General features: G+C 60.7%; 8 protein-coding genes. 6 read left to right on the forward strand and 2 right to left on the reverse strand.

The features are described from left to right. Nucleotides 1–115: 115 nt before the first annotated feature. Nucleotides 116–994 carry an alpha/beta fold hydrolase gene (locus tag BLT60_RS23370; protein WP_090881185.1) on the forward strand — a complete coding sequence of 293 codons (879 nt, stop codon included), beginning with the start codon at nucleotides 116–118 and terminating at the stop codon, nucleotides 992–994. 879 nt (nucleotides 995–1,873) lie between these two features. After that, nucleotides 1,874–2,584: a recombinase family protein gene (locus BLT60_RS23375; protein WP_244521419.1), complete on the forward strand. Its 711-nt coding sequence runs from the start codon at nucleotides 1,874–1,876 to the stop codon at nucleotides 2,582–2,584. Between the two features lie 243 nt (nucleotides 2,585–2,827). Here BLT60_RS23375 and BLT60_RS23380 read toward each other — a convergent pair. Then, nucleotides 2,828–3,954 (reverse strand): IS3 family transposase gene (locus BLT60_RS23380; RefSeq protein ID WP_090881192.1). Its coding sequence is split into 2 segments (ribosomal slippage): nucleotides 2,828–3,702 and nucleotides 3,702–3,954, totalling 1,128 coding nucleotides; the frame shifts between segments, so codons are not numbered across the junction. 671 nt (nucleotides 3,955–4,625) lie between these two features. Here BLT60_RS23380 and BLT60_RS23385 point away from each other — a divergent pair. The 4 genes from BLT60_RS23385 (at nucleotide 4,626) to BLT60_RS23400 (ending at nucleotide 11,834) form a co-directional block, all read left to right on the forward strand. Continuing rightward, nucleotides 4,626–5,069: a hypothetical protein gene (locus tag BLT60_RS23385; protein ID WP_090881195.1), complete on the forward strand. Its 444-nt coding sequence runs from the start codon at nucleotides 4,626–4,628 to the stop codon at nucleotides 5,067–5,069. A 381-nt stretch (nucleotides 5,070–5,450) separates the two neighbouring features. Next, entirely contained in the window at nucleotides 5,451–7,238 is a 1,788-nt protein-coding gene (locus BLT60_RS23390) for a hypothetical protein (RefSeq protein WP_139167946.1), read from the forward strand. Then, entirely contained in the window at nucleotides 7,235–11,293 is a 4,059-nt protein-coding gene (locus BLT60_RS23395; protein WP_090881201.1) for a hypothetical protein, read from the forward strand. The genes BLT60_RS23390 and BLT60_RS23395 overlap by 4 nt, the downstream gene beginning before the upstream one ends. Nucleotides 11,294–11,345: 52 nt before the next feature. Further along, nucleotides 11,346–11,834 (forward strand): hypothetical protein, encoded by a 489-nt coding sequence (locus BLT60_RS23400; protein ID WP_090881204.1) that lies wholly within the window; start codon nucleotides 11,346–11,348, stop codon nucleotides 11,832–11,834. Nucleotides 11,835–11,934: 100 nt separating this feature from the next. Here the strand turns inward: BLT60_RS23400 and BLT60_RS23405 are convergent, their stop codons facing one another. Continuing rightward, a complete protein-coding gene (locus BLT60_RS23405) occupies nucleotides 11,935–13,710 on the reverse strand; it encodes a vWA domain-containing protein (protein WP_175478612.1) in 1,776 nt (591 codons plus the stop codon). Nucleotides 13,711–14,334: the final 624 nt, after the last annotated feature.

Raw genomic sequence — 14,334 nt, forward strand, 5'->3', positions numbered from 1 at the left:
GAGCTGCGCTTAGTTTCAGGGTGCGAACGCGGGGTGACCTAGGCCAAGACCGGAACCGGACGCGCTGGTTACGCCGCAACGACGCGACTCTGGTTGATCGAGCACGACCTAAGACATGATCGACGAAAAGATCGAATACTTTGCGGTGAAAACATCGGCTGGCCAGGCCGACATCGCAATCCGGATATGGCCTCGTCGGGAGTCGAAAGGCAGAGTCGTTTGCTTTCACGAGGCAGCTTGCTCCGGCGCTGAATTCGCGTTTCTGGCGGAGTCCCTGAATGCTGCCGGATTCGAGGTTGTGGCTCCGGATTTGATTGGGCATGGTCGGAGCACATATTTTGGCGACCCGAACGCCTATCAGTGGATCGATTTCGTCAATTGCACGGCGCGGATCATTCAGCGCTACGCCGACAAGTCCACGCATCTTGTCGGCGCGTCGTTCGGCGGAATGCTCCTGTTCGTCTACATGCTGGCATCGCGAATTGAGCCGAGGTCGGCAACATTTGTCGATATCCCACTCTATTCGACGGCTTCCGACAGCAGCGTTTCGCTGATGATGAGCCTCATAAGGTCGGATTTCAGCAGCCTTGCCGAGGCAAACGCGCACTTCGAAAGATGCCGTCATCCACTGCACTCGGACGCCTTGCATCTTGAGACCTACCTTACCGAAAACCGGTTTCAGCTCGCGGAAGGAAAAGTCAGAATTCGCGCTGATCGATATGTGATGGACCTCTATGACGCACGACTGCGGAAGGGCCGAGGTCAGGCGGCCGGCTTCAACTATCTGGAGGCAATTGGTGCGCTAAGATCAAACTGCCTGTTTGTCTATGGTGCTGATAGCCCGAACCGGAACACCGGCGTCTTTCGAAAACTTTCGCGGCAGTACCCAAATCTTACCTTCGAAACGATCGAAGGGACGCATCCGCCGCCGTTGATGTCATTCGAGCAGGTCCGGCCCATCCTCGACCACATTAGGCGGTATACGCCTGGATGAACATCCTCTGGTGTCGGGGGGGCGGCCGAAGTCCGCCGCAGACGTTATCTACTGCTGCCAGCCCGATCTGCATTTCGGTGCCAAAATGACCTCACGCTATCTGTACCTCGGTCGCCGCGTCACATGAGACGATGTGTCGGTGGCCAGCCCATGTGCCCCCAGTGTGCCCGGATAGAAGTCGAAACGACGGCCCGGAGCGACGGGCGTCCTGGCATCCCAGCGCCGGCTTGCGGCGATCTAGGAACAGCAGGAACAGGACCGGGGAATTCGTAGGGGGCCGTATGGCCGCTCATCACCACAAAGCGGACTCCGACGGATCGAAAAACCAGCCGTCTACACGAGAGATTTCACCGATCGCGACGCTGGGTGGCCCAGAGCCCACGCCGATCCGCGCCCACGGACAATCGCGCGTGTAAGCGGGCGGTTTCGAGCAAGGACGACCAATTCTCCGCGCGGCGACACCAAGTCCTCAGAAGCCTCCCGGCTTGACGTCATCTCACGCCGCTGATGGCGTCTCATTCATCCCAGCGATCACTCAGAACGGCCGCTGACCCACCGAATACCCGAGACTATTGCCCGCGCCCTTTGTGGCCGTTGGCGGTTGAGGCTGGGGAAGGCAAGTGGGCGTCACGTGCTGGTCGGCCGCCGCCAGACAACCCTCCAACACGAACGGTCGGCGTGCTCAGAATGGCTCCAAGGACACTGCCCGCCCGTCGCTGCCGCTGGAGTCGAAGGGTTGTCCGCCAAATCCTGCCCAAGCCTGAGTAGGACCTTTCTATTCTGCGACATGCCGAACGACGCATTACGTCCGCAGTATCTTGGAGATAAATTGCTAAACTAAGTCATAGTGTTAGCTACGTACAAACGGCAAACGGTGGTATGCGGTTTGTACAGAAGCAACGTGAGTTTGCCGCTATGCAACATGCCGTCGCCTACTACCGCGTATCCACCGCCAGGCAGGGTCGCTCAGGCCTCGGCATCGAGGCGCAGCGGACCGCCGTTGCGCGCTTCGCCGAGGCAGAGGGCTACACTCTCGTCGCCGAGTTCACCGAGATCGAAACCGGCAAAGGGGCGGACGCCCTGGACCGGCGACCACAGCTGGCAGCCGCCCTCGCAGTCAGCAAAGCGGCCAAGTGTCCGGTCATCGTCGCGAAGCTTGATCGTCTCTCCCGTGACGTCGCCTTCATTGCCGGACTCATGGCGCAGCGCGTTCCATTCATCGTCGCCGAACTTGGTGCGGATGCAGATCCGTTCATGCTGCATCTCTACGCAGCCCTTGCCGAGAAGGAGCGGCGGTTGATCTCCGAAAGGACCCGATCGGCGCTCGCTGCGCGGAAATCTCAAGGCGCCCTGCTTGGAAACCGGAGCAATGCTGCGGAAGCGGCAGCGCTTGGGCGAAAGGTTCAAACGGCCGAAGCTGAAGCCTTCGCGGCAAACGTCTTGCCCGTCATAGCATCGCTGCGCGCCTCCGGCGTTCGCGACCTGCGCGGGCTTGCGGCTGCACTGAACAATCGCGGCGTCCGGACTGCGCGTGGCGGGCGTTGGCATGTCTCGAACGTCAAGAACCTCGTCGATCGACTACCGGCGTGAGCGCCTTTTCTAGGCGGGAAGAACGCGTCACACCCTGGGACGGCGAGGTCGCAGGACGTGACTCGCGATTCATCTCGAGGATATTGACACGGTGGGTCAGCCTATTGAGCCACGCGAAGTGCTCGGATCCGAAAATCTCGGTCCTTTCGTCGAATGGCAAGCTACTGGTAATCAGCGCCGGAAGATCGTCTCGAATAGCAATTCAGCGAGGGTCTTTGGAGAGCATGACCTGCCACTGAAGTTTCATCCAGCGGCGATTAGAGCCTCGGCCGGTTTTGCGCCGGTTGGCGCGGTGAGCTTTTCGGCATATGCCACGGGCGTTTGATAGCCAAGCGCGGAGTGCGGTCTTGCCGTGTTGTAGTCCGCGACCCAGGCGCCGATGAGCTGGCGAGTGTGACCGAGGTCGAGGAACAGGCTCTCGTTGAGTAGTTCGTCGCGCATCCTTCCGTTGAAGGATTCGACGAAGCCGTTCTGCATCGGCTTGCCGGGCGCGATGTAGTGCCACTCGACCTGATGATCGATCGCCCAGCCGAGGATCGCGTTCGAGGTGAACTCGGTACCGTGGTCGGAGACGATCATTCCTGGCTTGCCGCGGGTCTGGATCAACATCGTCAGTTCGCGGGCCACCCGTTTGCCTGAGATCGAGGTGTCCGGAATCGCTGCCAGGCATTCGCGCGTCACGTCGTCGACGACGTTCAGGATGCGGAAGCGCCGGCCGAGAGCGAATTGGTCGTGGACAAAGTCGAGCGACCAGCGTGCGTTGACCCTGGCCTCGACCAGGATCGGGACGCGGGTTCCGACGGCCCGCCGTCGGGCTCTGCGCTTGCGGACGGTCAGTCCTTCCTCCCGATAAAGCCGGTAGATGCGATTGATCCCGGAGGTCTCGCCCTCTCGCCGCAGCAGGATGAACAGCCGCCGGTAGCCGAACCGACGGCGCTGATTGGCAAGCTCGCGCAGACGGGCGCGCAGTTCGGTCTCGGGCGGGCGCCGTGAGCGGTAGCGGATCATCGTGCGATCGGCGGCTATCAAGCTACAGGCCCGGCGCTCGCTCATCTCCAACGCACCGCAGAGATGAGCGACAGCTTCGCGCTTCGCGGCGGGCCCTACCATTTTTTTGCCAGAAGCGCCTTCAGCGCCGCCTGGTCGAGCATCGATTCCGCCAGCAGCTTCTTCAGCTTCCGGTTCTCGTCCTCCAGCGCCTTCAGTCGCCGGGCTTCCGACACGTCGAGGCCACCGTACTTGGCCTTCCAGTTGTACAGCGTCGCTTCCGAGACCCCGTGCTTGCGAGCCAGATCGGCCGTCTTCGCACCCGCATCATGCTCCCGCAAAACCGCAATGATCTGCTCGTCCGTAAACCTGATCCGCTTCATCAATCCGTCCCTCCTGAAGGGCCGGACTCTAAATCTACCTGGTGGAAAAACTCAGGGGCAGGTCAAGCAGCACGAAGACGAGTTTATCTCTCAGCCTTTTCAGCCAATCAATTAATCAATTCCCTGATAGTCGAAAAAGGCTTCGCTGTTTCTGCGCATTCGATACCCTGACTACTCGTGTAGGGAATTCGACTATAGGCCTCTGGAAATTCGACGCGATTCCGTGGCTTTTCAACCGGAATCTGCCCAGACAGCCGAATTATTACCCTGTTGTTTCCCTGTGTTGTTCTCATCAGAAGCAATCCCGAATGACCGCCGGCCCTTGGCCGGCGGTTTCGATTCCAGGTGTGCTGTTCGACGATCGAGGACCGTGGTAGCAGACGTCTCGACAGTTCGCGCCGCGGCTCGGTGCCGGCTGACATCGGCAGTCGTCGGTCCGCCCCCAGCACCGCCCATTAATTATTTGGCCAACCACGCGACCCGGTTTGTCTGTACCGGTACGGAGGCCCATCCACCGACCTCAGGGTGCTAGCCTTTGTTGAAGTGCCTCATGGGCATGATGCCGTCCCCGTCTTGCTTCGGCGAAATGACCCGGTTCTTTCCCGATCGTTTCGGAATCTCTGTTCGTCGGTATATACTCGACCCATTCTTCAAAACTCGAGGTTCGAGGCATGGGCATCACGAAGCTATTTGCCGTGGCCGTTGGTATTGCCGGTTTAAGCGGTACGGTAATTGCGCAAGAGGCAGTTGAGTTCGTGGGAACCATTTCCCCTGAAACGGAATGTGTCATCGAGGAATTTTCACACAACGAAAAGATACAAAACGATTCAAGGGTAACCGCTTATCTGGCGATTCTGGAGGGATGTGATGTCGAACAGCGGCTCTCACATTTGATCGCCGCATATGCCGACACAGCAGCCAAGGAGACACTGCAGGTGGCTGCGCCTATTCAGAAGCGCTGTGCCATCGATCCACCTGCCTACGATAGTTTGCTGAACGCCCACCGAAATGGGGCAAAGATGGGCGGAGCGCTTGCGATGTGGCGTCTGTTCCCGGATCAAGATCGCAACGTCATGTGCGAGCGAGTAATCATCAATATCGCACTGGAAGAGTAATCACTGGGTCGCGCGGACCGTGCGCACCCCAATCTTCCCGGCTCGTTGAGCGAACGGCAATTTGTGAGAGAGCGGTTCCGAAACCGGGACATTGCAATTGACGTGTCGTTCTCGAGATTCGTCGCTGGTCGTCTTCTAGCCGATGCCACCCCTCCTCGGTTTCAGTAGGCTGTTCGGATAATCAGCTTCACGACCGATCTATTCTCCCACAAAGCGATGACATTCCCAGCACGCTTCTTGACCCCGTTCAAAGAATAGACCGCCACGCCAGCAGCCGATCGAGCATTGAATGCTTGCGCCGGACAAATACGGCTGTCTAGATTAACATGAGGGTGTGCGGCGGGTACCGAGGAGCGGCGAACAGATGCGCCGAGAATATCGGTGATACGCAAGTCCGAGCAAAGACGAGGTCTGTACGCTGGCCGAATCGCGATAGCAATCGTTATCGCGATTTTGAGCTCTTCAACTGCGGTTCACTCCCAGTTATCCGGAAGGACCGATGGACTATGGGAAGAGGGTTATCAGCGTGCGACGGCTGTAAACCCCGACTCTTATCTAGTCACGCTCCGCATCATTCGGGAGGGGTACAAGGAGTCTTTGCACGATGACAGGACAGTCGGTCGGTTTCTGAAGACCGTGGAGACCTGGCGTCACGGGGCGACGACGATTTCGGTCCGCCTCACGCCGATTTCGTTCCAAGAGATGTTCCTCAATGACTCTATGCTTGTCGCGTTGGCTACATGGCAAGGCCAGATCGATGCTTGGCGCGAAGAAGCGTCCCGGATGGATGAGGGCAGCCGGCTTCGCGAGCGACTGGTGGCTGCTCTTGATTCCACCGAAGACGTTTCCGAGGAGGCCGAGAGCATTTTCCGAGTGCTCAAGGGCCTCGGAATTTACTCGTTCACGGAAAGCCGCGATGAGGGATCTGGTCTCCCTGTCTCCGGCGCACCGCTCGTCTATTTCGAGGGTGCCGAGGCACGGCGGGAGAGTACATATTCCGATCCCGACACGCCTGAAACGACGAAAACCAGTTCAGCGGCCATTGAACCTTGGACTGTCCGCGAGCCTGTTCAGGGCCTGCCGAGCGGCGGCTACGGGTCCGTCCTACTTGTCTGGCGGTTCGCCCCGGAGGACATGCAACGGCTAAAGGTCCTCGGCGACCGGATTGAGAACCTTCGGACCGCGCTGACGCTTGACGCGGATGGACTGACGCTCAGTCCAACCGAGACTCTCATGCTGTCGGGAATGGCCAACCAGTTTCATCCGCAGTTCCGCGACCCGCTAATCGCCGGTCTGTCTGAGGTCGTCCGTTACGCTTGGGCCCTGGGCACTGAAATTGCGCCCGCCGGTATCTGGGCGAAAAGCGAAGACCGGCTCGACCCAGCTTACGCGTATTTCGAGAGCCCCGCGGGAATCGAAGATGGGGTGGCCATTGGCGATTGGACCATGCCGTTTCTCGACCGTGAAGCGGATCTGAGCCTGCCGGCGCTGCCGACCGACACGCTGGTGGTTCTTGCCATGCCAGAACACGGATATCCCGGCGAAATGCCCGGCGAAGTGATCGGCGACTTCGACTCGTTTGGCACGATACACGAATATCGAGAGTTCGGCGGGGCACCGCAATATGTCGCGACAGTCGGTGACGACGCTCGGACTCGCCACCGCTATGCCGAGTACGGTTGGATGGGCTCAGACCAATCCTTCGTACATGCCGCAAGGTCTGGTGAACGCTTTGAGGGAAGTGTGAAATTCGAGCACCTGTCCAATATCGAAAGCTTCAAGAATGACGGCGAGACCAGATTTTTCGACGAGAACAGTGAGACTATCAACGTACTATGGACGATCGTGCACGACGGCGAGATCTGGCAGCCGCCCGACGTGGAGATCGACCCGCGGCTGGTGACGCTGAGCGACGGCAAATTTGTCCCGCTGGAACACCCGTTGAACTTCGGAGAAGCCTTTGCCGTCGAAGGGCGGCTAATAAAGCCCGCCGCGCGCTCGGTCTATCGGCTCCTGTTTGATGACGGTGCGGATCAGCCCGTCAATATCTTCCTTTATCCCACCGACGAGGACCCAAGGCTCGTCAGAAGCGATCTACTCTACCTGATGTGGGATGTTACCGCGACCGGCGGTGGAGTCGAGCCAGTGTCAGCGGAGGTTCCACAATGACCTCTGGACCCGATCTAGTCCGCTCTGCCCGCCCCGTCCTTGCGGCGGTCGCTTTCGCGATCGTGGCCGCGATCGCGCCACATGCACACGGCCAGCAGCCGGCCAAGCCCGCCGTTAAACCGCCACCGGAGCTTACCTGGAAATTCCTGCAGGGCCGTTGGAAGGTCTCATACTGGGATGCCGCCCTCAGCTCCATTTCGGGCGAGGCGAGGATTTCTGATCGCACCATCACGCTAAGCTTGCGCGATCATGTGAATGGCGAAGTCCGCGAACTCCTGCCGGAACGCAGCACCATAGAGAACAATGAGTTGGTGCTTGTGCTCGGTCCCGGCTCACCGCGGAGCGAGCGCCAGACCGGGCTCGGCTATCCCGAGGTCGCGATCACCGTCAATTCGAGCGCCCTTCGCCAGTTCCGCATCACCGGCGGCACCCATGAGCTCGTCCAGCCGATGGCGCCAATGCCACAAACTGATGTCGACCGAGTCGAGATCCGGTTGAAACCCGCCACCCAGAGCACCCTGGTCGGAAAATGGCGCTACCGGGTTCACCCCTTCATCGAGCGGGCTAAGGACGGGTATGGCCGCGCCGGAAATCTAAGGCAGGCCGAAGACGACATTTGGTGGGAGGTCGGTAGCGAGGCATGGACTCGACCAAAGCCTAAGGTCTTTGCGGCCGTGCCGCTTGAGCCGCAGCTCGCCATCCGGCTGTTCACCGACGGTACTAGCCAGTCCGCATTCGGCTATCCCTTCGGCGTCAGATCGTCGGACGGAGTGCGCACGCGGACTCTGTTCGTGCTAGGCGAAGACCTGCCGCGCGACTGGTCGGAACGTGCCGAAACGATCTCCGGTTCCGCGGGCGTCACCTACGCGGAGATTGCCCGGCTTTCCGACTTCCAGGCGAGCGAACGCCGCCGACTGGATTTCCCTTCCGACGTCGCCGCCCACGATCGGGACCTGGACCCTTTCACTCGCGGGCGCAAACTTATCAAAGCGCGGTTGAAGCCTGAAAAGAGCGCAGATGTTGACGAGCGCGACGCCGTAATCCTGCGGGCAACGTTCACCGACAAGACCGTTCCCGGCTGGCAAGCCTTCAGTTATGGCGGCTCGCGCAGCGCTTGGCTGCTGCAGTTCGGCGACAACACCGCGAAGCTCAGGATCGTCCGTAAGATCGGCCTTCTGGACCATGAGCACGAAGCGACCGGCATCGTGTTTCCCGGCGAACTGGTGCGGGTGGAGATCGAAACGCGACGAAAATTGCCGGTCAAGTCGATCCCAGTCATTGTCGGAACCGCCGGCCAAGGCAGACCGATCGATCCAAAGTCAAAATCACAGGGCCTACTAAGCGGTGATGGCAATGGGATACCCGCCATCCGCAGCAGCGAGAATCCCCGCATCTTCCGCACCGAATTCATTCAACTCGACCCACGCCTGCCGGCCGGAAATGCCATTCACGCCTCCAAAGACCGCCCCCACCACACCCTGCCTGGTGCGACTGGCGTCCGCGTGTTCGCAACCATCGGCGAGCCCGGCATCATATCGCTTCCGCCGCCGATAACCATGGCGACCGTCTACCGCTCTCCGGGCGCGCAGGCGGTAGAGGGCGACTGGCGAAAATGGCTGTCCGTTGCAGCCCGCTGCGCCGACATCACGATTTCGACCAGGCGCGACGCCGAGCAGGCCACTGCCACGGAGATTTCGACCTTTCTCGTGAACTCCGGCCGCTACCGCATCGCCTTCCCGGGATGGATCGACAACAAAGTGACGGTCGGTCAGCACGCCGGCATGCTCCTGATGCGCGACACGTTCGTGCAGCAGCTCGCGCAGGTCCGCACGGCTTATGCCCGCCTGGTCACCGACGAGCAGATCCTCGCCTTTCGTCGCGCCATCGAGCCTGTCATCCGCCAAGGGCGGTCGCCGCTGACCCGGATCGAGACGAAGGGGATCGATGGTCGGCCGACGACGTTCGACTGGACCTTCGAGAAGGCCATCACAGGCGATGTGCACGACCGCGAGATGGCCGAGGTCGAACGCTGGGCGATCGCTGCCACGCGCGAGGTAATCGAGAAGCACCTGCGTCTGATCGAGCAGGCGACGAACCGGGCGAAGGCAATTGGCGAGTGCGAGGTGCCGGAACTCCTGCAGCTGACCGGCTACGAATTCGCCGCAATCGCGAGACTGGCGCAGACGAAGCTGATGCGCAACGCGCCCGCGCCCCTCTACTGGGTTCCAGATGCCCACGCCCGCGCCAATGTGGAAACTGTGGCGACCGTGGCCGAGCGTGTTGCGATCGCGGAGAGGCTTGCCGCCCAGGCGCGCCATGAGGCGACCCTTGCGGTCGGCCTGGCAACTATTCCCGTCGCCGTCGGTGGCGCCCTGACCGGCAGCTTCGGAACGGTCTTGGCGTCGTTTGCCTGGGACGTGATCGATGTCGGCGCGGCCGTTCACACGGAAGTGACCGCCAAGCTCAATGCGGACGAGGCCTACCGGTTTGCACGGGGCGCCGCCGACTTGACCGGCATGTACCACCTGCGTCGGGCGGAGCGAAGGCAGCGGCCCTGGGGTGCGGTCATCGGCAAGCTGTTTCCGCGGGCCGTTCTCTTCGCCTATGGCCGACTAATCGACGTACCGGTTCTCTACGAGAAGTTTGTCGTCGGGCTCCGGACGCTGCAGATCGCCCGCGGGCGCGCACTCATGATGCAGGCGAATGGCGTTGCTGGCGCCGCCGAGCAGGCGCCGGCGCGCATCGCTTCGGCGACGGAAGAGGTGGACAACGCCCTTACCGCCGCTCGCGCCGCCGAGGCATCCGGCGGGCGGATCAATCCGGTGGCGGAGCTGGGCGAGCCACCACCCGGTGCCGGCGTCGATCCAGAGATCGAAAACGCTATCAGCAAGGCCAAGCCACCCGAGGTCGAGTTGAAGCCAGTGGGAGGAAACCTGGAGGACGCGTTGGAGGATGTCGTCCGCTATCTCGACGACATCGACGCCTCAGACTTCGCCTCACAGATCGACGAGGCGTTTCTTCAGGAACTGGAGGCGGCCAGCCGCACGCTTGGACAAGGGGCTGATGCTCCAGCTTGGGGCGCCGCAGTGTCGGAAGACTCCTTCGCACTCATCAGGCGGTTGGCAAGTCTCGGCCGTGCCGACGTGGTCGAACTGATGGACGCTGCCTCCGACCGGATTGCCGCCCAGATCGACGCCGCCCATCTGCTAAGGCGCCAGCTCGCGCGCCAGGTCCTAATCAGCGAACCGAACATCAACGCCGAACGGTTTGAGGATATCGTTGACGAACTGTTCAGACGACGACCCCAAGCTCGCAACTCGGATTATTTGGAGCAGAGCAATCCGGTGCGGACGGACATTACCGACGATCTTGAGGGAATCGGGTGGCGGTTCGAGTTGAACGAGTCAGGCAATTCCGCAGTATATAAGATCCGAGACCCCGACGGGAAATGGGGCAGCGTACTTCGGGCCTATGACCCCGGCACGTATACTCTAACGTTAAAGGCGGCGTTCCGCGAACTCCGTCCCACGCCGAAAGGCGGCACACCGGGCCCGGTGAGGGGCATGATCGAAGGAGTGCTGCCGCATCCACTGCCGTCGGGAGGCGTTCCGACGATACAATTCACGACAATGCGGCTGATGACTCATCTGGGCGTTCGGTACGCCTCGGCGGGCGCGGGAGCGATCCGATCCTGCGTCATGGAGCACATTCAGAACCTCCGCACTATCGCAAGATTGGAATACCTGAGACGCCTGTTTCACCCAAACATTTCGGATCTTAGGGATATCCCGGAAAGCGCCATGTCCGACATGCTGATGATGACACATTCGGTCCGCTACGCTCAATCCGATCTGGCCGCCGCCGGATACCGGGTGAAGAGCGCTCGGCTCGAGTTCGACAGTTGGTACGGGCGTAGTCCACTTAGTGTGTTCGAGGAAAATTTTTTTTCCGGCTTTGAGACGGCAGAAGAGTTCATCAAGCGTCTCGGGATGAATCCCGACGATTTAGCCGGTCAATCGTTCATCATCAGGCTCGATGTCGAACCCATCCCCTGATCCCGCCGCCTGGCTTCTGGCACCCGATTCGCTGCCGCGTGCAGGCCAGCGAATGCTCGACGTCGCCGGGCACTACCGCTACCGCGAAATGGCCCAGGCGTTGACGAGGTCCGGGCTGGAAACGGTCCTGTCGACGCAATGGCCGGATGAGCCCGGTCCCGGCCTCTTGATATTCCATACGCTAAGCATGGAAGCCCACCCGCTGCAGATGATCCGGGACCGGTACGGGCCCGGTGCGGTTAAACGCGCCATCCCGTTGTGCACCGGCCTGACGGGGGCGTTCAACAGCGTCGCCGAAGACGAGGCCTTGGCCGCGGTTCCGGAAGACACCTACTACGCGTGGCTCGGCGGGGGCCGTCCGCCTCCGGTCGGCGGACTCGTAGTCAAGACCGGGCTTGCGCAGCGGGCGGGTCTGAGTGTCGCCAGGGACCTCGGTGCGGCCGTCGCCGTCGCCGCCGACGCGCCGCTACCACAGCAGCTGGCGCGCGCGTTGAACGCCTCTCTGGCAGACGATTGGCGGAAGCCGGAGCCCTCCGGGTGAAAGGGGCGGAGGCAACTGCCTCTTTGTGAGGCCGGGAGGCGCGCGGGCTTCATGGCCCGGGCAGGGCGAGCCTCATGCTTTAGAAAGTCGATGCCGGCTTTCACGGACGCGTCATATCGAGTGTAAGAATCTTCTCGTCCCCGGGGGCAATCTCGATCGCAAACCTTCCGGTGACGTCTTTCTGGTCGGCGAGCAGCGCGGTCAATTCATAACGTCCGGCCGGCAGCACGGTTGTGTAGCCGGACTTGACCCGCCAGAAATCTGCGATCTTCTCCTGATTGCCGTCAGCGTCGTTTTCCGCTTTCAGCACCGTCAACCCAACCTCGTCGGATATCGGTTGGCCGTTGACGGTCAGATCGAAACGGACCCGGCCAGACGCGAAATCAAATTGGTGCGCCACTTCGCTGCCCGGCGCGACTTTGATCGTATTCTGCATCATCACATGCGGATGATCGGCAAGGACCCCAGCAATGAGCCAGGTGCCCTCCGGCAGCAGAAATACGTCGCCAGACGGCACCCGCCAAAAATTGGTCACCTCCGAGCGATTGCCGCTCAGATCCTTGGTCGTCGACATGACCTTCCAGCCGAGCTCGTCTTCGATCTCCGGACCGCCAGCCGAAAGGCTCGCATCAAACCGAACAGTTCCCGCATCAAACGAGAAGACGTGCCCCGCGCTGCCTCCGGCCTCGACGGCCAGTTCCTTCGTCGCGGTGAGATAATTCGCGTCGGCAATCACACCATCGAGCTGCCAGGAGCCAGCGGGAAGCCAGAAGACGTCGCCCGACTTTACTCGCCAGAAGTTGGCGATCTGTTGCCGCGTGCCGTCAAGGTCCTTGTCGCGGGCCAGGATTGTCCATCCCAACTCCCCTGTGAAGGGTGGACCGCCTTCCATCAGCGAGGCATCAAAGCGAACTTGGCCCACATCCATATTGACGACCACGATCTGCGCATCATCGGGGACCACGTCGACAGAGAATTCGCGGACGATATGCGGATGGTCGGCGAGCACGACCTCAAGCCGGTGGCTTCCCTCCGTCAGGTCTTTAATGATGTGTCCGGATTTGGTCCGCCAGGCGCCGGCAATTTCTTCGCGCGTGTCATCGAGGGCGACGGTGTCACGGAAGACCTTTATTCCGATCTCACCTTCCCATGGCGCGCCGCCGTCGCTGACGACAACATCAACGCGAAGCCCGATTTCGCCAATTGGTTCGGGAGGTGGAATCGGCTTGGCTTCGATCGTCTCGGCAACCTCGACAACCTCGGAGATGGCGTCTCCCAGCGATTGGGCATTGCTGGCGAGAACGAAGCGTCCGCCGGTTGCCTCAGCGAGGCATCGCAGGCCGGCACGTTCGTTGCTCGGGACGTCAAAGCCAACGACATGAACCTTGAAATCAATGCCCTTCTGGTTCAGTTCGCGCCCGAGTTCACACGGGTCAAAGCCACAGTTTTCCTTGCCATCGCTGATCAGGATGATCGTCGATTTCTCTACGGTAAAGTTGAGCTGATCCGCCGCCTGCCTGACCGCGGCGGACAGCGGCGTCTTGCCAACCGCCCGCAGCCGACCGACAGCTTGCTTAATGGCTTGGGCATCCGGCGTTCCCACTTCGTGAATTGTTTCGATGTCACCGCAGTCCCCCTTGCGACGATGGCCGTAGGCAATGAGCCCCAAGCTCGTCGTTGGCTTAAGTTTGCCAAGCAGTTCGTTGATCGCGGATCGCGCGATGTCGAGCTTGACCTTGTTGTCGATCTGGCCCGCCATACTGCCGGAGGAATCCAGGACAAGGACCACACTGTCCTGAGCGGATACAGAAGTCGGACCGGCCGCTAGCCAAAAACCTAAGGCAAGCAACGGGACACCCAGAATCGAATGCTTCACGGAAACCTCCGCCGGATTCAAGGATCGCGTGGCCACGAGCCGGACCAACCTCTCAATCGAGCTTTTGGCCGCAATCATGTGTCATTGTGCCGCACATCGGCGGGAATTCAACCTCGTCGGATCAATTGAGGCACTGAGTTCGATTTCGCATTAACCGATCGGGGGCTCGGACGCACGACCGGCTGGCACCGACTTGGCAAAAGAAGAAGCAGTATACCAATGGCGAGTCGGGACGTCTTGTCATCGACCCTGGGCGCCAAGTCTAAGCCGACATTCCCCGGATGAACGTTGTCGAGAGCCCAGCTTGGGCCGTTTTGGCTTTTCGGGCAAACTTGGACCCCGGCCGCCGTGCGCAAGGCATTGTCCGTGAGGCGCACCGCCTCCGGCACCTTACATCCGGCAGACGGCCCTACGGGTCGACGAAGTCAGGAAGTTGCCAAGACCTCCTGTTGCAGAGCAACGCGCAACGTGAGCCACTGCGCCATTATAAAACAATGACTTAGAGGTAGAGAACGTTCGACCCGGGTTCCTCTCCCTCCGCCAGTGTCAGCTCTTCGAACGTTCTCCGCCCAGACGATCGGTGCATCAAAGGGCGTAGAACTGCGGGATTCCGGACGCGGACCT

The organism is Bauldia litoralis (genome assembly GCF_900104485.1).
Classification (GTDB): domain Bacteria; phylum Pseudomonadota; class Alphaproteobacteria; order Rhizobiales; family Kaistiaceae; genus Bauldia; species Bauldia litoralis.

Excerpts from the sequence above, each read along its gene's own strand:
- BLT60_RS23370 (WP_090881185.1), top strand. The coding sequence starts at position 116 with ATGATCGACGAAAAGATCGAATACTTTGCGGTGAAAACATCGGCTGGC.
- BLT60_RS23375 (WP_244521419.1), top strand. The coding sequence starts at position 1,874 with ATGCGGTTTGTACAGAAGCAACGTGAGTTTGCCGCTATGCAACATGCC.
- BLT60_RS23385 (WP_090881195.1), top strand. The coding sequence starts at position 4,626 with ATGGGCATCACGAAGCTATTTGCCGTGGCCGTTGGTATTGCCGGTTTA.
- BLT60_RS23395 (WP_090881201.1), top strand. The coding sequence starts at position 7,235 with ATGACCTCTGGACCCGATCTAGTCCGCTCTGCCCGCCCCGTCCTTGCG.
- BLT60_RS23400 (WP_090881204.1), top strand. The coding sequence starts at position 11,346 with ATGCTCGACGTCGCCGGGCACTACCGCTACCGCGAAATGGCCCAGGCG.